Below are 20,452 nucleotides of genomic sequence, written 5' to 3' on the forward strand. Positions count from 1 at the left end.
GCACGAGGCTGCGAGAGATGAAACGGCGGTCCTGCGGCCCGCATCGCAGCCCTCGTGCCTCGACAGCGACTACAGCTGCGCCCTCAAATAATAATCAAGGAGGCCACCATGGGTGTGCCAAACGAACGTCTGCCGGTTGACAGTGATCGCGATGAAACCCTGGAGTGGCTGGAGTCGCTGGAAGCCGTGGTGCGGGAGGCCGGCTGTGAACGCGGCCAGTTTTTACTCAAACAACTGGAGCAACACGCAAGAGTACTTGGCGTCACCGCGCAGGTGCATCCGTACTCGGCCTATCGAAATACCCTTTCGATTGAACGCCAGGGGCCTTACCCGGGCGACCTGGCCGTCGAGGAACGGATTACCGCAATCATTCGCTGGAATGCATTGGCCATGGTGGTGCGCGCCAATCAGGCCTACGGCGAACTGGGCGGGCATATCGCCAGTTACGCCTCTGCCGCTGAAATTTTCGAGGTGGGGTTCAACCATTTTTTCCGTGCCCGTGATGAGCTGCATGGCGGCGATCTGGTGTTTTTCCAGCCGCACTCGGCGCCTGGGGTCTATGCCCGTGCGTTCCTTGAGGGGCGCTTGTCTGAAGAACAACTGGCGAACTATCGCCAGGAAGTCGGCGGCAACGGCCTGAGTTCTTATCCGCACCCCTGGTTGATGCCGGACTTCTGGCAATTTCCGACCGGCTCGATGGGCATCGGTCCGATCAGTGCGATCTATCAGGCGCGTTACATGCGTTACCTCGAACACCGCCACTTGGCCGATACCGCCGAGCGCCATGTCTGGGGCGTCTTCGGTGACGGTGAAATGGATGAGCCCGAGTCGATTGCCGGGCTCACGCTTGCGGCGCGGGAGAAGCTCGACAACCTGACCTTTATCGTCAACTGCAACTTGCAGCGTCTGGATGGCCCGGTGCGCGGTAACGGTCAGGTCATTCAAGAACTTGAAGCGCTGTTTACCGGCGCTGGCTGGAATGTGATCAAGGTGATCTGGGGCTCGGACTGGGACCCGCTGTTTGCCCGGGACACCCACAACGCCTTGTTGCAACGCTTCGCCCAGACGGTCGATGGCCAGTACCAGACGTTGGGTTCTAAGGATGGTGCCTACAATTTGCTGCACTTCTTCCAGCAAGATCCGGAGATCCAGGCACTGGTCTCGCACATGTCGGATGCCGAGATTGATGCCCTAAAGCGTGGCGGGCATGACTTGCGCAAGCTGTATGCCGCGTTCGCCGCCGCCAAGGCGCACAAAGGCCAGCCGACGGTCATCCTCGCCAAGACCAAAAAAGGCTACGGCATGGGCGGCGCGGGGGAGTCACGCATGACCTCGCACCAGGCCAAGAAGCTGGATATCGATGCGCTCAAGGCGTTTCGGGATCGCTTCGCCTTGCCGCTGTCGGATGATGATGTGGCGCAGTTGCGCTTTTATCGCCCGGCTGAAGACAGCCAGGAAATGCGCTATCTGCGTGAACGTCGCAACGCATTGGGTGGTTATCTGCCTGCGCGTAACAAGGGCAGTGAGCACGTCGCCATACCGGCCATGGCGGATTACGCGCGTTTCGCCTTTGAAGCGGATGGCAAGGAAATGTCCACCACCATGGCCGTGGTGCGCATGCTGGGCGGTTTGCTCAAGGACAAAGAACTGGGGCCGCGAATCGTGCCGATTGTGGCGGACGAAGCGCGCACTTTTGGTATGGCCAATCTGTTTCGTCAGATCGGCATTTACTCGCCGCTGGGCCAGCTGTACGAGCCAGAAGACGCGGGTTCCATGCTCTATTACCGCGAAGCCCGCGATGGCCAGTTGCTGGAGGAGGGCATCACCGAAGCCGGGGCGATTTCTTCGTGGGTGGCGGCTGCGACCTCGTACAGTGCCCATGGCAAGCCGATGCTGGCGTTCTACATCTATTACTCCATGTTTGGTTTTCAGCGGGTTGCGGACTTGATTTGGGCTGCGGCGGACCAACGTGCACGGGGCTTTTTACTCGGCGCAACCGCCGGGCGAACCACCTTGGGCGGCGAAGGGCTGCAGCACCAGGACGGCAGTAGCCACGTGGTGGCGTCCACTGTACCCAACTGCCGCGCCTACGACCCGGCGTTCGCAGGTGAACTGGCGGTGATTGTCGACCATGGCATGCGCCAGATGATGGAGCGCGATGTCGATGAGTTCTATTACGTCACCGTAATGAACGAAAACTACGCCCAGCCGTCACTGCCGAGTGGCGTCGAAGCCCAGGTTATTCGCGGCATGTATCGCTATGCACAGACAGAGGCTGATGCGCCCCGTGGTTCGGTCCGGCTGCTGGGCAGCGGGACTATTTTGCGCGAAGTGATCGCTGCGTCTGAAATGCTCGCAACCGACTGGCAGATTGCGAGTGAGGTGTGGAGCGTCACCAGTTTCAGCGAGCTGGCGCGTGAAGCCCGTGAGGTCGAGCGGCACAACCGGCTCAACCCGGTCGAACCTGAGCAGGTCAGCCATTTGTGCGCGTCGCTGGCTGGCGATGCGCCGGTGATTGCCGCCTCTGACTATGTTCGCGCCTGGCCACAACTGATCGCCAGTTATGTCGATGCGCGCTTTATTGCGCTGGGCACCGACGGCTTCGGCCGCAGTGATACCCGCGCCGCCTTGCGTGACTTCTTTGAAGTGGACCGCCAGCAGATTGTTTTGGCGGCTTTGGACGGCCTGGTGCGCGACGGCCGTTTACCGCGACAGGTGTTGGCTGAGGCCGTTGAGCGTTATGGGCTGGACGGTGATCGTCCCGCGCCGTGGACGTGCTAACGGTTGTCTTCCCTTTTTATGCGGCGGTAAGTCATGAGTGAAATCAGAGAGATTCATGTCCCGGACATCGGGGACTTTAAAGACCTCCCGGTGATTGAAGTGTTGGTCAAACCGGGCGACACAGTGGCAATCGATGAGCCCTTGCTGACCCTGGAGTCGGACAAGGCCTCGATGGATGTACCCAGCCCCGAGGCCGGGGTTGTGGTGGCGGTGACGGTCAAAGAGGGTGATCGGGTTTCCAGGGGTAGCCCTATGCTGACGTTGCAGGTGGCGGTGAGTGCCGAGCCTGCGCCTCAACCGGCAGTCAGCAGCCCTGCGCAGGTCAGTGTTGCGCCTGTGGCTGTCACTGCACCGTCGGCCCCGGCGGCAGTCCCGGCGGTGAACCCATCGGCAGCCAAACCGCACGCCAGCCCCTCCGTGCGCAGTTATGCGCGCAAATTGGGCGTGGATGTGTCGCGCGTGGTGCCCACCGGCAAGGGCGGGCGCATGCTGCGCGAGGATGTCGAGCGCTTCGTCAAGGACGCCATGGCGCGTCTGGATAGCCCCGGGCAAAGCGCCGGGCTCGACCTGCTGCCGTGGCCGGAGGTGGATTTTGCCCGGTTCGGTCCGGTTGAAAAAGTGGCGCTGTCACGCATCAAGAAAATCTCGGGGGCCAACCTGTCGCGCAATTGGGTGATGATTCCCCATGTCACCAATAACGAGGAGGTAGACATCACCGACCTGGAGGCATTCAGGGTTCAACTCAATCAGGAGGGCAGCAAGGAGGCGATCAAGTACACCTTGCTGGCATTTCTGATCAAGGCGGCAGCTGCAACGCTGAAGGCTTTCCCGGCGTTCAACAGTTCACTGGGCCACGAAGATGGCGAGCCGATCCTGATTGTGAAGCAGTACTGCCACATCGGTTTTGCCGCGGACACGCCCAATGGGCTGGTGGTGCCGGTGATTCGCGATGTCGAGCACAAAGGCATCGGCCAGATCGCCACAGAGTGCGCAGAACTGGCAAAAAAGGCCCGGGACGGCAAATTGGGGCCTGCAGACATGAGCGGAGGGACCTTTACCGTTTCCAGTCTGGGCGGGATTGGCGGCACCGGCTTTAACCCGATTATCAACGCCCCGGAAGTAGCCATTCTGGGGGTGACCCGGGCACAGATCAGGCCTCTGTGGGATGGCCAAGCATTTGCCCCACGCCTGGTTCTGCCGTTGGCGCTTTCGTGGGATCACCGCGTGGTCGATGGCGCGGCGGCGGCGCGTTTCCTTCAGCATCTGGCCGCGCTGTTGGCTGACTTTCGTCGAATTACCCTGTGAGGAGGGCGCACATGAGTCAGGTGAATGAAGTGAGTGTGGAATGCGATGTGCTGGTGCTGGGTGGTGGCCCCGGCGGCTATTCAGCGGCCTTTCGTTCGGCCGATCTGGGCCAGAAAACCCTGCTGGTTGAGCGCTATGCCACCTTGGGCGGCGTGTGCCTGAATGTCGGCTGTATCCCCTCCAAAGCGTTGCTGCATATCGCTGCGGTGATGGAGGAAGTGCCGCACTTGGCCGCCATGGGCATTGAGTTTGGTGTTGGTCAAGTTGATCTGGGTACGTTGCGTCGTCACAAAGAGGCGGTGGTCAACACACTGACCAGCGGGCTGGCGGGGATGGCCAAGGGGCGAAAGGTTGAGGTTGTGCGCGGGGTCGGGCGTTTTCTGGACCCGCATCACCTTGAGGTCTCGCTGTGCTCGGGCACAGGTCTTGAGCTGACGGGTGAAAAGCAGGTGATCCGGTTCAAGCAGTGCGTGATTGCTGCCGGTAGCCAACCGGTGACGTTGCCGTTCATGCCGGATGATCCACGCATCGTGGACTCCACCGGCGCCCTTGAACTCAAGACGGTGCCCAAACGCATGCTGGTGGTGGGTGGCGGGATTATCGGCCTGGAAATGGCTACCGTCTATTCGGCCCTTGGTGCACGCATCGACGTGGTCGAAAGGCTGGATGGCCTGATGCAGGGGCCTGATCGCGACTTGGTCAAGGTCTGGGAGCAGTACAACCACCCGCGTTTTGATCGGGTGATGGTCAATACCCGCACGGTGAGCGCCGAGGCCAGCGAGCAGGGCATCTGGGTGACCTTTGACGGTGGACAAGCGCCTGCCGAACCGCAGTGTTATGACCTGGTGCTGGTTGCGGTCGGGCGCAAACCCAATGGCGACCGGATCGGCGCTGACAAGGCCGGTGTCCATGTGGATGAGCGCGGGTTTATCCGCGTCGACAAGCAGATGCGCAGCACTGTGCCGCACATCTTCGCGATCGGTGACATTGTTGGCCAGCCCATGCTGGCGCACAAAGCCGTGCACGAAGGCCATGTCGCCGCCGAAGTGGCGGCGGGTGAGGCCCTGAATAACCCTGAGCTGGCGTGCAGCCATTTTGATACGTTGCAGATCCCCGGGGTTGCCTACACCAACCCGGAGGTGGCGTGGGCCGGGCTGACTCAGCAAGAAGCCAAAGCCCAAGGCATCAAGGTAGAGGTGGCGGTGTTCCCGTGGGCCGCATCAGGCCGCGCGATTGCCAACGGCCGCGATGAAGGCCTGACCAAACTGGTGTTCGATGCCGACACGCGGCGTGTGATCGGCGGCGGCATTGTCGGTACCGGGGCGGGTGATTTGATCAGTGAAGTCTGCCTGGCCATCGAAATGGGGGCCGACGCTCTGGACATCGGCAAGACCCTTCACCCGCACCCCACCTTGGGTGAGACGGTCGGCATGGCTGCCGAGGTTGCCCTCGGCAGTTGCACCGACTTGCCTGCGCGCAGGCGTTAGAGCGGCGCCTCAGGCTTGCCTCCTGCTACCAGCCAAGGAGGCAAGCGTGTCGCGATGACTGTTGCATGTTTACCCCTTGGGCCAGCCGCCGCCCAACGCCCGGTACAGGTGTACACGGTCAATGGCGGCATCGGTCGCGCTGTCGACCAGATCGTTTTGAGTTGCCAGCAAGGCCTGCTGTACGGTCAAAACGTTCAGGAAGTCTGCGGCGCCTTGGGCATAACGTTCTTTGGCGGTACGCAAGGCAAGGGTATTTTCGTTGACGGCTTTTTCCAGCGCGGCGTGGTGTTTTTGCTCGGCCGCGTAATCAGTCATGGCATTGTCGACTTCATGCCAGGCGCTCAATACCACGCGCTGGTAGTTCAATGCGGCTTCCTGCTCCTGACGTTTGCGCAATTGCAGTGTGCCGGTAAGGCGACCGCCCTGAAAAATCGGCAGGTACACACTGGACCCATACGACCACTCCCGCGAGCCCCATGTTCCCAGATTTGAGCCATTGAGGGCTTGATAGCCCATGCTTGCGCCCAGGCTGACACGCGGGTAGAAGTCCGCTTGTGCAATGCCAATGGCTGCAGTAGCCCGGTGTAATGCGGCTTCGCTTTGCAAGATGTCGGGACGCCGACGGGCCAGCTCCGAGGGCAGGCCCAGCGGCACATCGGGAGCTGGATGGGGGATGGCTTTGGGCTCAATCAGTTCTGAATGCAGCGTGCGTGGCGGGGTGGCGAGTAAAAAGCTGAGAGCGTTGATCAAGCGGCTTTGCGCCGCTTCAAGCGACGGCAATACGGCTTCAATGGTTGCCACCTGTGCGGCCGAGTTGGCGGTGTCCAGGTTTGTAGTCACACCATTGTCATAGCGTGCGCGGGTCAGTTGTTGGCTTTGCCGGGCAATGTCCAGGTTCAATCGCGCGACCGCCAGTTTGGCTTGCACACCCCGCAAACGAATGTAATCAGTGGCGGTTTCAGCCGCGATACTCAAGCGTATACCGTCGCGTTGCGCCTGGCTGAGTTCGACGTCGGCATCTGCGGCCTCGATACTGCGGCGCACATGCCCCCAGAGATCAATTTCCCAACTGGCGTCGAGGGCACTGGTCCACAGTTCAAAAGGTGCCTTGCCATTGAGGTTGGACTCGTCCAGCACCCCTTCGGCACTGTTTCGCGCTCGTTTATAAGCAGCGTTGGCACTGACCTCGGGCAGCCTTTCACTGCCGGTGACCTGACGCAGCAAGCGGCTTTGCTCCAGGCGAATACTGGCCGTGCGCACATCAAAATTGGCGCTGGCAGAACGATCGATTAACTGTGTCAGCAGCGGGTCGCCCAAGCGCTGCCACCACAGGTTATCTACCTTGGTGTCCAGGCTTGCACCGGAAGTAACAGCGGTTTGCCAAGTTGCCGGTAGTTGAGCTTCAGGCTTTTGGAAGTCCGGCCCTACGGTGCAAGCGCCAAGGCTTGCTATGGATATAAACAGAAGCGTGCGTTTCATTTCAGCGCTCCTGGGTGACATCGACGCTGGCAACCACCGACATCCCAACGCGCAGTCGATCCAGATCCGGTTGGTGCTCATCAAACATGATTTTCACCGGGATTCTCTGCACGACTTTGGTGAAGTTGCCCGTAGCGTTGTCCGGAGCGATAGCCGAAAAGGACAGACCGGTTGCCGGTGCCAGACTTTCTATCCAGCCTTTGAAACTGTGCTCCGGAAAACTGTCGACACGCAGTTCCACGGCTTGGCGGGTATGCATGTGCGCCAGTTGTGTCTCGCGAAAATTAGCGATCACGAAGGCTTTGTCTACCGGGACCACCGCCATGAGGGGTTGTCCTTGGCCTACATACGCGCCGACGCGCACGGAGCGCTGGCCGATCATGCCATCCTGAGGCGCGGTTATTTTGCTGTACGACAAGTTGAGGTCCGCCTGTTCCAGGGCCGCGTTAGCCTTGGCCAATGCAGCTTTGGCAACATCCACCCGGGCTTTCAGGACGCTCAGGGTTTTGACCGCTGCAATGCGGATTGCTTCATCTCGGTCGCGGGTGGCTTGCCAGCCCAGCAACTCGGCCTCGGCCTTTTGTTGTTCTTGCTGAGTACCGGCACCGGCGTTGGAGAGGTTCAGGTATCGCTGTGCATTGGCCTGGGAGAACTTGAGCGACGCGGCCGTGGCCCGGATCGTCGCGGTTGACTGATCGATGATTGCCGATTGGCGTTCAATGCTGGCGCCCAGGTTCTCCAATTCAGCCTTGGCTGCTTGCACGCTGGAGGCTGCGGCAGCCTGAGCAACCAGAAGGTCCCGGTCATCCAGTTCGGCCAGCAGCTGGCCGGCCTTCACTTGCTGGTTATCTTCGACCGCAACCCTGGCAATTTGTCCAGACAGGCGCGGTGATACGAAAACAGAGTCGGCCCTGATGTAAGCGTCGTCTGTACTTTGGACGGAGCTTCCACCCACCAGTCTGTAGCCGATGTAGACGACGCATATGACGACGGCGGTAGTGACTAAGCCAATAGCAGTTCTGTGTTGTTTCATGGTGATACCGGAGGTTGCGGTGGAAAGGCGCGTTTAGGCAGGGTCAGCAGCACGATAAACATCACCGCGATAATGACCAGCAAGGCGAGGTAGGCATCGCTGAAGCTCAAGACGAAGGCTTGTTCTCGTACCCGCTCGGCCAATGCGTGGGCAGAGGGGGCATGCAGCAGGCCGGGCAAGGACGGTTGTGCTGAGGCCAGCCCGTCCAGGAGCGTATTTGAATGCACATGTTCGCGATGAGTAATGAAGTTTTCGACGGTGCAAGCGGCCACCACCGAGAACAGGCCGCGCATCGTGTTGACCATCGAAGACGCAAAGGGGCCTTCCATGGGATGAATCACCCCCGTTGCGTTCATCAGCAAGGGCACGACTACCATCGGTTGGCCGAAGGTGTGCAGTATCTGCAGCACATAGAAATCGTCACGAATCCATTCGCTGGTGATCAGCGAACCGCCTGCGCAGGCGATGGCAATTAGCGCCAGACCGGTTGCCATCACATAACGTGAGTCAACCCAGTTTCGGTTGATGACGGTCGCGACCAGCGGTGCGAGCAACAATTGAGGCAGCGCAATCAACAGGGCCGTTGGCATGGTTTGCAGCGGTCGATAGCCTTTGACTTCAGTCAGGTAGGCGGCCGGGATGAAGCCGCTGGCCATGGTCAGGAACAAAAACAGGCACAGGGTGATAATCCCGTAGGCAAAATTGCGCCGTTCCAGCAGTTGCAGCTTGAACAGCGGCAGCGGGTGGAACCATTCGTTCAGCAAAAACAGTGGCAGGCAAATGATCGCGCCTGCAATCAGCGTGCTGATCAGCGGTGAATTGAACCAGTCGAGCCGCTCGCCCTGAGTCAAGGCAATTACCAGCATTGAAATGCCCGCGACACCCAGTAGCGCACCTCTCCAGTCGAGTTGCTTGAACCGCTCCAGCCGCAGCGGATCTTGCGGCAGGCCGTAAGCAATAAGCGCTGCCCCCATCAGGCACGTCGGTACGATCTGCCAGAAGACCATTCGCCAGTCACCGCCTTCGGTCCAGAGCGCCGCCAGTGGCATGGCCAGGTTAGGGCCGAAGGTAGCGGTGAGCGCGTACGCCGAGAGCCCGTAAAGCTTTACGTGCCAAGGTAAAAAGCGCAGTGCTGCGGTCATTAGCAGGGGAGGTAATGCGCCGCCGGCCAAGCCTTGTAGTACGCGCAGCAGCACCAGGCTTTCAACGTTGGGTGCAAACGGGATAATGACGGCCAGGACAGCAAAGGAAAATGTCACCACAATGGCAAAGCGGCGAAGTGAAAAGGTGACTGCCAGCCACGGCGACAGCAACATGGCACTCACTTCGGCAGCGGCGTATGCGGAGCTGATCCAGGTCCCTTCATCATGACCAAGGCCGTAAATACCAAGGATGTCGACCAACGTGATATCGGTGACGCGGTCATTGATGCCTGACGTGAGTGCGGCAACGAGCACGCCGATAAGCCCAAGGGCAATTCGCCAGCCAAATGGAGCCGGCGCCGAGGGGGGAAGGGGAGCGGACAAAGGGAAGGTTCCTGCTGTTGAAATCAATTAACCTGACATGCGGTGCAATGTACCACTAGGCAATACTAAGGACAATCTTATGACTATTCAGGAAACTGACCGTGGCGGTGTTCAGGTCATCTCACGCGCGGCAGCGATTCTTCGCTGTCTGGAGGATGAGCCTTCGGGCCTGAGCCTGGGGGCCATCGCCAAGCGTAGCGGCCTGCCGCGCTCAACCGTCCAGCGGCTGGTAGACGCACTTGCACAGGAAGAACTGCTGGAGGTGCACGGTCGTGGTGGCGTGTGCCTGGGACCGGCGTTGATGCGTTTGGCCTCCCACAGCCACGTCGATATCACCCAAAAAGCCAGGCCCTACCTTGAGGAGTTGTCTCGTGTGACGGGTGAGACAGCAAGCTTGGTCAGTGCCAGTGGCGCGCAAATGATGATTCTTCAATCTGTGGTCTCACCTCATGCACTGCGGGTTGCGCCGGTCGCCGGTAGTTTTCTGAGCATTTACGCCACGGCCGGAGGAAAAATCCTGTTGTCCACGATGCCTGATCAAGCCATTCGGCAATTACTGGGCAAGGCACTCAAACCGCTCACCGAAAAAACCCCGTCGCTGTCCCAGTTGCTGGAGCAACTGGAGACGATCCGCGAGGATGGATTCGCTCTGGATTTTGATGAACATACGCTGGGTGTGGGCGCAATAGCTGTGGGGCTGCAAACACCGCAGGGCCGCTATGCGATCGATGTGGTTGGCCCGGTGTGGCGTATTGATCAGGCCAAAGACGCGGTGAAAGCCGCCCTCCTGAAATGCCGGGACGATATGGTCAATGGGCTGCGCAGCATTGATTAGCCTGTTCCCGGCTCTTGGGTTTACTGGACATACGCTTGGACGGGGAATAATGCGTCGTAGTATTTTTTTCCGTCATGCAGGTGCTGGCCGAACCCAAAGCCGCGCTCCAGCATTGTTTGCATATCGGCTTCGGTGATGCGCATCACGTAACTGTTCTGTGTAGTGACCAGAGCACACTTGCGGTCTTTTGCCTCGCGGATGTTGAACCATTTGCCAGGGTCGGCATGTTGGCTGGGGTAGACCTGGCCGTCATGCTCGACTTGCCATGCGCCATCGAGCAGGATCCAGTAATCCGCGGCTGAAGTTGCCTGTTGATCGGCTTTGGCGATCACGGCACCCGGCTCGGCCGCCCACTCCATTGAGTGGGCGATCACCCACTGCAGTTGTTCCGTCGACAGTGCGGTGAAAAAAGGCGTATGCCGCAGTAAATGCAAATAGGTAATAGAGGGTTTCATCGTCATCTCTTGCATGGCATCGGGTGTGCGCTTGCCTGTACACAGGCTCAGTCCCCATGCGACCAACAGCGCAAGGAGGGTGCCGTACAGATAATTGAGTCGCCGCCGATGCGCTGTATTGACCTGAAAATTCATCGTGGTCTTGGTTGCAGGTGGTTGGCGTGAGCAGTAAAAAAAGGTCGGCCTTTTGGCCGACCTGACCAGGTGTCATCAATGGCTCAAATAATCCCGCCGTTGGCGCGCAGGGTCTGGCCGTTGATCCAGGCACCGTCCGGGCCCGAGAGGAACGACACAACTGCTGCGATATCCGCAGGTTCGCCCAGGCGTTCCAGCGGCGCCAGTTTGGCCAGGCGATCGATTACTTCCTGAGGTTTGCCGTTAAGGAACAGGTCGGTTGCCGTCGGGCCGGGGGCCACGGCGTTGATGGTGATAGTGCGACCGCGCAGTTCTTTGGCCAGGACGCTGGTCATGGCTTCTACTGCGGCTTTGGTGGCGGCATAGATTGAGTAGGTCGGTTGCAGCAGGGCGGTCACGCTGGACGAAAAGTTGATGATCCGCCCGCCATCACGCAGGTGCCTGGTGGCTTCGCGCAGGGTATTGAAGGTGCCTTTGACGTTGATCGCCAGCAGTCGGTCGAAGGTCGCGTCGTCGGTATCGCCCAAGGGGGCCAGCGCCATGATCCCTGCGTTGTTGACCAGTACATCGACGCCGCCGAAGGTGTCGAGGGTGGTTTTGAACAGTTGCTGGACCGCCGCACTGTCGCTGACATCGGCCTGAACCGCGACTGCGCTGCCACCCTGCTGAGTGATCTTATCGACCAGAGCGTGGGCTGGCGCCGCATTGCCCGAATAGTTGACCACCACTGCGAAACCATCGTGCGCAAGGCGTTCGGCAATGGCTGCGCCAATGCCCCGTGAGGATCCGGTAACGATGGCGACTTTTTTGCTGGACGTGTTCATGAGTTAAAACCCTTAAGAAAATAACCTGGCCCCCGGAACGCCTGCGTAGTCGTGCGGGTGAGCTGAAGCGTGCTCTGTCTAAAGGTTTGCATGTTCATTGGGCTGAATAAATAGGGCTTAGCTGCAATCTCTATTCGTAAAATCACAATAATGTTGCGCACCGCTTAGAGCAAAAATGAAGAATAAGTCATGTTTTTTAATTTGCTGAACAACGGTAGCTCAATTACTTTCCGCTGACTTTGAAACCGACAGCGCGTGAGCGTGTGGCCGGCTCAAACGGCGCAACACCCCAGCACAACTGCTGCTCGACACGGTTGATAAACCGCCTGTGTATGGGCGCCCAGGCCTTGGCCATCTGATCCGCTGTATTGACCCCGAATTCATCGCGTGCGTGTGCAACGTTCGGTAGCCGCAGTTACCGGGTGTGATGCCGCGTGCGGAGTGTGTCGGGATCACTCTCCAGAGATAAAAATAAAGTCGAGGATTCAAGAAGTGTTAGACAGGATAGTAGGGCCTCTTTTGCCTGTTGCATGCGTCATCCTCCTCGGCTTCATCGCCGGTAAGCGCGGGAAGTTAACCCACTCGGACAGTTTGTTGATCAGCCGCCTGGTACTCGGTTGGATCATGCCGGCTCTGCTTTTCGTTGGCATGGCGAATACACCGCGGGCGCAGCTCTTAGACTTCAAGTACATTTTCGCGACGGTGATTGGCATCATCGGCATGTTCCTGCTGGCGCTGGGCATTGGCTGGCTGCGCCTTCGCGACCTCAAGGCGGCGACCCTCAAAGGGCTGGTCAACGGTTTTCCGGATGCCGCGTTTATGGGGATCCCCATCCTGGGTGCCATGTACGGGCCGCAGAGCATCTATTCGGTGCTGGTCTTAAACCTTGTCGCAACCTTGATCATGATCCCCCTGACTATCACGTTGCTGACTATCGCCGATGGCAAAGACAGCGGTGTTCAGGCGTTTGTGTCGAGCCTGTCAACGGCAGTGCGCCGACCTCTGGTGTGGGCGCCTGCGCTGGGTATTCTGCTGTCCATGCTGGAGTTTAAATTGCCCGCCGTGGCCGCCGAGTCGTTCAACCTTCTGGGCAAGGCAACGCCAGGGGTTTCGCTGTTCTGTCTGGGTTTGATCATGTCTACCGACACGTTGAAGATGTCGGGTGAGGTATGGACCAACCTGGGGCTCAAGCTGTTTGTTCAGCCGGCCTTGATGTTTGGGGCGATGGTGGTACTGGGCAGGCACGGTTTGTTTGCCCAGCAAATGATCCTGTTGAGTGCGCTGCCCTCGGCGACGATACCGGCCATGTTCGCCAACCAGGCCGGTGTGTATCAGAGCGAGGCCGCGACTTCCATCTTGATCAGTACCGTGTTGTCGATCGTCACGTTTTCTGCCGCCATCTACCTCATAGACGGCGGGCTGGCTGCCTGATCAATACGTCAGGCCGGGGCGATAATCAATAATCGCCCTGGGTCAGGGTAGAGCGGTCGATCTGGTCGATCGAGGTAACACCTGTGAGCGTCATGGCGACGCGCATTTCCTTGCTGAAGATATCCAGCAGGTTTTCAACCCCGTGTTGCCCGTCAGCCGCCAGTGCATAAGCGCTGGAGCGCCCCAGCAAGCATCCTTTTGCGCCCAGTGCCAGCATGCGCACTACGTCCAGCCCGGAACGAATGCCGGAGTCGACGAGGACGGTCAGGTCATCGCCTACGCTGTCGGCAATCGCGGGCAAGGCTTTGGCGGTGGACAGCACGCCATCGAGTTGGCGGCCGCCATGGTTGGAGACAACAATGCCGTCGGCGCCGAAACTCACCGCATCCTTGGCGTCCTGCGGATCCAGGATGCCCTTGATGATCATCGGGCCTTTCCAGAACTCACGGATCCATTCCAGGTCTTTCCAACTGATGGACGCGTCAAAGTTGTTGGCCAACCAGCCAATGTAGTCTTCCAGCGTGGTAGGTTTGCCCCGGTATTTAGTGATATTGCCCAAGTCGTGGGGGCGACCCAACAGGCCCACATCGAGCGCCCAGCTTGGCTTGGTCATGGCTTGCAGGATGCGCCGCGAGGAGGCGTACGGCCCGGACATCCCGGAGTGGGCATCGCGGTAACGTGCGCCTGGGGTGGGCATGTCAACGGTGAACACCAGGGTCGTTACGCCCGCTGCCTGGGCACGCTCCAGCGCGTTACGCATAAAGCCGCGGTCTTTGAGCACGTACAACTGAAACCAGATCGCCTGCGGGCTCTGCGACGCCACCTCTTCAATGGAGCACACCGACACCGTCGACAGGCAATAAGGGATACCTTTGTTGGCGGCAGCCTTGGCCACCTGCACTTCACCGCGACGGGCGAACATGCCGGTCAGGCCGACCGGGCTGAGGATGACCGGCATTGCGTGTTCCTGGCCAAACAGCGTGGTCTTGAGGCTCAGGCTCTCGACATTACGCAGGATGCGTTGGCGCAAGCTAATAGACGAGAGGTCGGCGCTGTTGGCGCGCAGGGTGTGCTCGGCGTAGGCACCGCCGTCGATGTAGTCGAACAGAAAGCGCGGTAACTTGCGTTTAGCGGCTTCGCGATAATCGGAAGCGGATGAAATAATCATGTCAATCATTCCTCAAAAACCAGATGAGCTCAGTGACCGCGCCGTGTCGCCGAGGTGGGTTCAAGATAGGCAAAAACCAATTATGATAAAAACGACTTTTATTCCTTATGTTAAGTCGAAATTGGAATACCTATGAATCTGAGAACATTGCGAGCCTTTGTCGAGGTTGTACGCCAGGGCGGATTCTCCCAAGCGGCGCAAGTGGTGTCACTGACGCAGTCCACCGTCAGCAAGGCGGTCAAGTCCCTTGAAGACGAGTTGGGCACGCCCTTGTTTAACCGCGCCGGTCACAAAGTCGAGCTAACGGCCGCCGGTGAAATCGCCTACCGGCGTGCGCTTGTTTTGCTCTCTGAGCGTAGTGACATGCTCGCTGAAATCAACGAACTGCTCGACCTCAAGCGTGGCAGGTTGCGCATCGGCTTGCCACCGGTGGGCTGTGGCGTGCTGTTTGCGGCGATGTTTGCCACCTACCGCAAGCGCTATCCGCAGGTCGACATCGAACTGATTGAGCATGGCAGCAAGCGCCTTCAGGAATGCCTTGAGGCCGGGGAGGTTGACCTGGCGGCGCTGTTGATTCCGATGGATGAGGCGTTTGATTATCAGGCTGTGCGCAATGAGCCGTTGATTGTGGTGCTGCCGGCGGGTCATGCGCTTTCGCGGCGCAAGCGCATTGATTTTACCGACCTCGCGGATTCGCCCTTCATTCTGTTTGAAGCGGGGTTTGCACTGAACGCAAAGATCATGGCCGCCTGCGAGCGCAAAGGCGTAGTGCCGCGTGTTACGGCCCGCAGTGGGCAGATCGACTTTATCGTCGACCTGGTGGCGGCGGATCTGGGCGTGGCCTTCTTACCGCGCATGCTGGCGCACAAACACCAACATGCGGGCATTGCTCTGGTGCCGCTGGATGAACCGCACACTGACTGGCACATCGCCCTGGCCTGGCGTGCCAACGCACACTTGCCACCCGCCGCCAAAGCCTGGCTGGAACTGGCCAGGGAAATGAACATCGGGTAATCGCTGCTGAGGTATGAAGGCTGCGATCTTTTAATATCAAAAGATCGCGAGGCAAGCACGCTCCTACGGTTTTGTGGTGCCCCTCAAGCTGCGTTCCATCCGGGCCAGACCTTCTTCCAGGGTCGAACGCGGGCAACCGAAATTGAGCCGTACAAATTGCTGACAGGCTGCGCCAAACTCAGTCCCGGCGCTCAGGGCAACCTTGGCTTCTTCGAGGAAAAAGCGCTGCGGGTCGTCCAGGCCCAGTGCAGAACAGTCCAGCCAGGCCAGGTAAGTGCTTTGCGGCGCATGCAGGGTAATACCCGGCAGCCGCGTGCGCACGGCTTCAAGCAGGTAATCACGGTTGCCCTGCAGGTAAGCCAGCAACTCGGTCAACCACGGTTTTGCATCGGCGTAGGCGGCGCGAGTGGCTTCCAGACCCAAGGCATTCACACTGTCGACCATGCCGGCGCGGGCGTTATCAAACCGATTACGTAGCTGTGGGTTCTGGATCACCGCAAACGCGGTCTTCAGACCGGCGATGTTATAGGCCTTGCTGGCTGACATCAGAGTCACCGTGCGGTGCGCGAACTGCGGATCAAGTGACGCAACAGGCACATGGCGCAGACCATCGAATTGCAGATCGGCGTGAATTTCGTCGCTGATGATCAGCGCGTTGTGCTCCACACAGGCATGCCCAATATCTGTCAGTTCGCTGGCAGAAAAGCTTTTGCCCAACGGATTGTGCGGGTTGCTCAACAGCAGCGCACCGGCGCTGGCCAACGCCTCGTGCAGTGCCGGGATATCGGTATAGCAGTGGCCTTGGTCATTGGTCTGGAACGGCAACTCAATGCTTGGCAACTGCCAATGGCTGGCGGCATTACGCAGCGGCGCGTAGTTCGGGGTCTGCACAACTACCCCCGCACCCGGTTCGATCAATGAACGCAGCGCCATACTGACGCCGGGTTCTATACCTGGCAGAAACACCAGGTCCTGAGGTTCGATCCGCCAGGCATAGGCATGCCAAAGGTAATCAACCAGCGTGTTACGCAACGCGTCGGTAGCCAGACAATAACCGAAAGCAGGGTGTGCAATGCGCTGTTGCAAGGCCTGCTGAATGACCGGAGCGACGGCAAAATCCATGTCCGCGACCCACATCGGCAGAACCTCATCCGGATAGCGGCCCCATTTTTTACTGCCGCTGCCGGCACGATCCAGCAGCGTATCGAAGTCAAAAGTCATGCTGTTCTCAAAAGAGTTAGATGGCGTCAGCGCAAGGCATGCATCGCCGTATGGGGCACTTGGATCGCGTTATTGAAACGGGCGTCATAGTACGCACCGTTGGCACCAAACGGCCACCGTCTGGTGTTAAAAGACGATGGGGTGTGCAGGTTGGGAGTGTTGATCGGTTTTAGGTTTGGAGGGTCGGGATTGCGCCGTGTTGGTCGGCGGGTTTCATGGGGGCGAGATGCGTAAGCCAAGTTGTCGCCGTCCCAGCCGTAGATGTTTCGGCCGCAGTCGTATTGGGCGTTGAGCGTGCGCTGTTGCTGCTCGATCCACGCCGGGCCGGCGCCGGGGCTGAGTAGGTAGTGGGCTTTAGAGTATTTGGCTACGCGTCGCCCCAGTGCGTCGTAGGCGAAGTCGGCGGTCAGACGATCGTCTTCGTAGCGGGTCAGGCGGTCGTAGAGGTCCCAGGTGAAACGGGCTTTTTTGCCGTTGTCGAGGCGTTCAAGGAGGTTGTCGAGGAGCTTGAGCGGCGGGTGGTGGATGGGCCGGCGCGGAGCCTTGAGGTCGAGCAGGCAGCCGAGCGGGTCGTAAGTCCGCAGGCATTGGCGACGCTGGGCCAATACCGATGATGGCTGCTTGTTAAAGAACAGTGCCGTGTGAAGTTAGCGACAAATCAAAGTGCGCGACTTGCTGGCGATCAGGCTGGCACCGAAAGCATGTTTCATGCAGCCCAAGACGCCGTTGACGTAATAATTACTCTTGCTCGACTATTTATTCACTTCACAGTATTCGGCTCGTAGCTAAGTGATGAAGGTGGCTATGTGTCTAAGTTGATGAATGATTAGTTAGAAAAGTTTTTTGTTTTTTTAACTTTTCTGTAGTTTTTATAATTTCGTACTTAAATTTAATTAGGCTCAGATTTTCTAGTGTGATGCTATTTGAATTCCACGGTTTTAGTGCAATTTTTTCTTCGTTTTCAATAAGGAAAAAAGCTGCTTGATCCCCATCAAAGCTTTCGACATCAATCGGTAGGCAGGAGTTTCTAATGTTGTGCGATATCAGTAATGGCAGTTCGGTGTTTATGTTATTTAGGGTGCAATTTTCTAGGTGGTAATTGCTTAGTCGCGTGGTTAGATCTTCGAATGCAGCTATTAATGTATTTGTTAAAGTGGTTTGGTCGTAATCTCCAATTGTTGTTGAGGGAAACACAAATTGGCATCTTGAGAAAATGTGTTTTTTGTCGTTTGAGAAGAATGTGTCGAGTCGTACGAATGATTTGCTCATCTTTTTTTTACTCCGCAAATACAGTCTTTTCTCATGGCGTTAAATCTTTTTTCAATCTCAGGTGGAAGTGGGACGCCGCGTCCTTGCGATGAATCTCCGTTCCAGTGAACATTTCCGTCATTGCTGTTCCCAAACCTGTGAATCACCCCGTCTTCGTCCATGGCATACCAGTGCCTTCCATCGACGTCAGGTATTGCTCGCTTGTAAAGTTGCTCTGCGTTTTGAGGGATTATTGATGTTTTCGATCCGCCGCCTCTGAAGTTTCCTGATGAGAGGTCATGATGGCCGGGATTGTGATATTGGGGTTTTGGTCCGTGATAGCGTCCTTGTTTATTGGTACGGTTCAACCCCAGCGGATCAACCCACCCCACCGGATTCGGCGCATACGCATAGACATTCAGCCCACCCGCAAACCCGATCGGGTCTTTGCTGATAAACCTCCCGACTTGCGGATCATAGTACCGATAGCGGTTGTAGTGAAGCCCGGTTTCGGTGTCGAAGTACTGCCCTTGAAAGCGCAGCGGGTTGCGGATGTTTTCGCGAGTTGCGCTGTCGGTACGCTTTTCCTTGGCTAGCCCCCACGCTTGATAGGTCCCAGTCCAGGCAATCTCGCCACGTTGGTCGGTGAGTTCCATCGGGGTGCCGAGGTGGTCGCATTGGTACCAGGCCATGGCGTTGAATGGTTTCGCCACGGGTTGGTGTTGCCACAGCGGGTCGCGGTCGATGTGGTAGCCGTTTTCATGGCTTGGCTCGCGCACTAGCGACAGGCTGCGGTTTTCGACGGTTTGGGCGAGGGGGATGAAGCTGCCCGGTTCGTAGAAGTAGTGGATCAGGCGTCGTTCGCCAGGGTTGTCGCTGTAGCGCGTTTCATAGGCGAGGGTGTCGCCGTCCCAGCCGTAGATGTTTTGGCCGCAGTCGTATTGGGCGTTGAGCGTGCGCTGCTGTTGCTCGATCCACGCCGGGCCGGCGCCGGGGCTGGGCGGGCAATGGGCTTTGGAGTATTTGGCTACCCGTCGCCCCAGAGCGTCGTAGGCGAAGTCGGCGATCAGGCGGTCGTCTTCGTAGCGGGTCAGGCGGTCGTAGAGGTCCCAGGTGAAACGGGCTTTTTTGCCGTTGTCGAGGCGTTCAAGCAGGTTGCCACGGGCGTCGTAGGTGTAGTGCTGGCCGAAGTAGTCGCGCAGACTGCTGGCAGGGTAGAGGGCGAAGGTTTGTCTTAATACTTGCAGGCACTGACAACGGGAGGCCAATGCCGGTGTTGCCCGACTGTTAAAGAGCTATGAACTTTATGGTCAGCGCTGCACCATACTTGTGAGTCACTGGTGATCAGTCCGGTACCGCGAAGGTCTTCATAACTTGCAGTGCTACCCTTACGTCGCTGACGGAATAGGTAGTTTTTATAAGTATTGGATATGACCTTTTGTACAAGTGATATGCATCACCAGGTAACCTTAGTCTGTTATTGTCTTCATATTTAAGCCTGCGTGTGAGGAAGGATTCGCTCACTAAACTATCCGAATGTCATCAGTAATAAGCTCAAAAATACAGTGTGAATATCAATTTGCCCAGATCGGGATCGTTGCGAGTGAGTAGCACTCATTAATCCGATTTATGTCACTTATAGTGTGTTGCAGGCAGGCATCTTCATAGGCAATAGTTTTGTTGTCTGATTGATTTGAAAGGAAAGCATCGATTTTATGAAAATCTATGCTGGGGGGGATGTCAATAGCAAGTAGTGAGCTCCCTTTTTGACTAGTGCACTGAGCGCCATTTTTTTTTGCATAGTTAATGATTTTAATGCGATCGCTTTTGTTTTCAGCAAATACGCGTAGCGTTGAGTGCCCACCTCTGTATAAAAGGTACGATGCCTGGATTTGTTTGTTGCTTTCTATAGCTAAAATGATATCTCCTTTGCTTACGCCATAAATGTAGTAGGGGATATTGTCTACTTTGTATGTGTGTGGCTTTATTTGAATTCCCCATAATGATTCGAATTCGAGTGGTGGATAGTCTTCCATATCTTGGTTTAGTTTGAATGTTATTTTTTTGAGTGATTGAGAAGTCATTGTTGAGCGCCGTCTATACGATTTAGTATTCTGAAGTTTGGTTTTGAATTGTTTGAGAAGCCCCGGTTGCATTTTCTACATAAAAGTTGTGTATTATTTTCATCATTTGAGCCACCGCGTGAGTCGGCTTCGATATGGTCAAACTGACGTTCATTGGATGGCGGGCTAATGCCTTTTGTACTTTTTTGTCCTGGTACAACTGCGGAAATGCAACTTTCACATGTCTCCACTCCAAAAAAATCCCTATTTTCGTCTGAAATTTTTTGTTTAACTGATTTCGGGATGCGAGCCAACCCCAGCGGATCAACCCACCCCACCGGATTCGGCGCATACGCATAGACATTCAGCCCACCCGCAAACCCGATCGGGTCTTTGCTGATAAACCTCCCGACCTGCGGATCATAGTACCGATAGCGGTTGTAGTGC

At 57.4% G+C, this 20,452-nt stretch carries 17 protein-coding genes; 6 read left to right on the top strand and 11 right to left on the bottom strand.

Annotation, left to right across the window (positions count from 1 at the left end; genetic code table 11):
* The first annotated feature begins 108 nt into the window (after positions 1-108).
* Genes mdeB through lpdA form a run of 3 tightly spaced genes read left to right on the top strand, consistent with a single transcriptional unit; the run spans position 109 to position 5,573 of the window.
* The gene (gene mdeB, locus QMX84_RS04075; RefSeq protein WP_282363234.1) at positions 109-2,781 is read left to right on the top strand and encodes an alpha-ketoglutarate dehydrogenase; all 2,673 of its coding nucleotides are present in this window, start codon (positions 109-111) and stop codon (positions 2,779-2,781) included.
* A gap of 33 nt (positions 2,782-2,814) precedes the next feature.
* The gene (aceF, locus tag QMX84_RS04080; RefSeq protein ID WP_262124514.1) at positions 2,815-4,086 is read left to right on the top strand and encodes a dihydrolipoyllysine-residue acetyltransferase; all 1,272 of its coding nucleotides are present in this window, start codon (positions 2,815-2,817) and stop codon (positions 4,084-4,086) included.
* A gap of 11 nt (positions 4,087-4,097) precedes the next feature.
* Positions 4,098-5,573, top strand: a complete 1,476-nt coding sequence (gene lpdA, locus QMX84_RS04085; RefSeq protein ID WP_282363235.1) for a dihydrolipoyl dehydrogenase — start codon at positions 4,098-4,100, stop codon at positions 5,571-5,573.
* Between the two features lie 69 nt (positions 5,574-5,642).
* Here the strand turns inward: lpdA and QMX84_RS04090 are convergent, their stop codons facing one another.
* The 3 genes from QMX84_RS04090 to QMX84_RS04100 are packed head-to-tail and all read right to left on the bottom strand — an operon-like array spanning position 5,643 to position 9,611.
* On the bottom strand, positions 5,643-7,052 hold the full coding sequence (locus QMX84_RS04090; protein ID WP_282363236.1) for an efflux transporter outer membrane subunit: 1,410 nt from the start codon (positions 7,050-7,052) through the stop codon (positions 5,643-5,645).
* 1 nt (position 7,053) lies between these two features.
* On the bottom strand, positions 7,054-8,085 hold the full coding sequence (locus tag QMX84_RS04095) for an HlyD family secretion protein (RefSeq protein ID WP_048390655.1): 1,032 nt from the start codon (positions 8,083-8,085) through the stop codon (positions 7,054-7,056).
* Positions 8,082-9,611: an MFS transporter gene (locus QMX84_RS04100; protein WP_282363237.1), complete on the bottom strand. Its 1,530-nt coding sequence runs from the start codon at positions 9,609-9,611 to the stop codon at positions 8,082-8,084. Before QMX84_RS04100 ends, QMX84_RS04095 begins: the two co-directional genes overlap by 4 nt.
* Positions 9,612-9,690: 79 nt before the next feature.
* Between QMX84_RS04100 and QMX84_RS04105 the strand changes: the two genes are divergently transcribed.
* Positions 9,691-10,446 (top strand): IclR family transcriptional regulator, encoded by a 756-nt coding sequence (locus QMX84_RS04105; RefSeq protein WP_282363238.1) that lies wholly within the window; start codon positions 9,691-9,693, stop codon positions 10,444-10,446.
* Between the two features lie 20 nt (positions 10,447-10,466).
* Here the strand turns inward: QMX84_RS04105 and QMX84_RS04110 are convergent, their stop codons facing one another.
* Together QMX84_RS04110 and QMX84_RS04115 are read right to left on the bottom strand one after the other, a co-directional pair.
* A complete protein-coding gene (locus QMX84_RS04110; protein WP_282363239.1) occupies positions 10,467-11,036 on the bottom strand; it encodes a hypothetical protein in 570 nt (189 codons plus the stop codon).
* Between the two features lie 83 nt (positions 11,037-11,119).
* Positions 11,120-11,860: an SDR family oxidoreductase gene (locus QMX84_RS04115; protein ID WP_282363240.1), complete on the bottom strand. Its 741-nt coding sequence runs from the start codon at positions 11,858-11,860 to the stop codon at positions 11,120-11,122.
* A 492-nt stretch (positions 11,861-12,352) separates the two neighbouring features.
* On the opposite strand from QMX84_RS04115, the gene QMX84_RS04120 reads away from it, so the two are divergent.
* Positions 12,353-13,291 (top strand): AEC family transporter, encoded by a 939-nt coding sequence (locus QMX84_RS04120; protein ID WP_262124524.1) that lies wholly within the window; start codon positions 12,353-12,355, stop codon positions 13,289-13,291.
* A 25-nt stretch (positions 13,292-13,316) separates the two neighbouring features.
* Here the strand turns inward: QMX84_RS04120 and lldD are convergent, their stop codons facing one another.
* Positions 13,317-14,459: an FMN-dependent L-lactate dehydrogenase LldD gene (gene lldD / locus QMX84_RS04125; protein ID WP_153391071.1), complete on the bottom strand. Its 1,143-nt coding sequence runs from the start codon at positions 14,457-14,459 to the stop codon at positions 13,317-13,319.
* Between the two features lie 132 nt (positions 14,460-14,591).
* Between lldD and QMX84_RS04130 the strand changes: the two genes are divergently transcribed.
* Positions 14,592-15,473 (top strand): LysR family transcriptional regulator, encoded by an 882-nt coding sequence (locus tag QMX84_RS04130; RefSeq protein ID WP_153334923.1) that lies wholly within the window; start codon positions 14,592-14,594, stop codon positions 15,471-15,473.
* 63 nt (positions 15,474-15,536) lie between these two features.
* Here the strand turns inward: QMX84_RS04130 and QMX84_RS04135 are convergent, their stop codons facing one another.
* The 5 genes from QMX84_RS04135 to QMX84_RS04155 form a co-directional block, all read right to left on the bottom strand.
* Positions 15,537-16,694, bottom strand: a complete 1,158-nt coding sequence (locus QMX84_RS04135) for a PatB family C-S lyase (protein WP_282363241.1) — start codon at positions 16,692-16,694, stop codon at positions 15,537-15,539.
* A gap of 26 nt (positions 16,695-16,720) precedes the next feature.
* The gene (locus QMX84_RS04140) at positions 16,721-17,299 is read right to left on the bottom strand and encodes a hypothetical protein (protein WP_282363242.1); all 579 of its coding nucleotides are present in this window, start codon (positions 17,297-17,299) and stop codon (positions 16,721-16,723) included.
* Between the two features lie 660 nt (positions 17,300-17,959).
* Positions 17,960-19,210: an RHS repeat-associated core domain-containing protein gene (locus QMX84_RS04145; RefSeq protein ID WP_282363243.1), complete on the bottom strand. Its 1,251-nt coding sequence runs from the start codon at positions 19,208-19,210 to the stop codon at positions 17,960-17,962.
* 306 nt (positions 19,211-19,516) lie between these two features.
* The gene (locus QMX84_RS04150) at positions 19,517-20,026 is read right to left on the bottom strand and encodes a DUF4265 domain-containing protein (RefSeq protein WP_282363244.1); all 510 of its coding nucleotides are present in this window, start codon (positions 20,024-20,026) and stop codon (positions 19,517-19,519) included.
* On the bottom strand, positions 20,023-20,452 hold a 430-nt coding region (locus QMX84_RS04155), incomplete at its 5' end, for an RHS repeat-associated core domain-containing protein (RefSeq protein WP_282363245.1). The genes QMX84_RS04155 and QMX84_RS04150, both read right to left, overlap by 4 nt.

The organism is Pseudomonas sp. PS01297, from assembly GCF_029959305.1.
Classification (GTDB): domain Bacteria; phylum Pseudomonadota; class Gammaproteobacteria; order Pseudomonadales; family Pseudomonadaceae; genus Aquipseudomonas; species Aquipseudomonas helleri.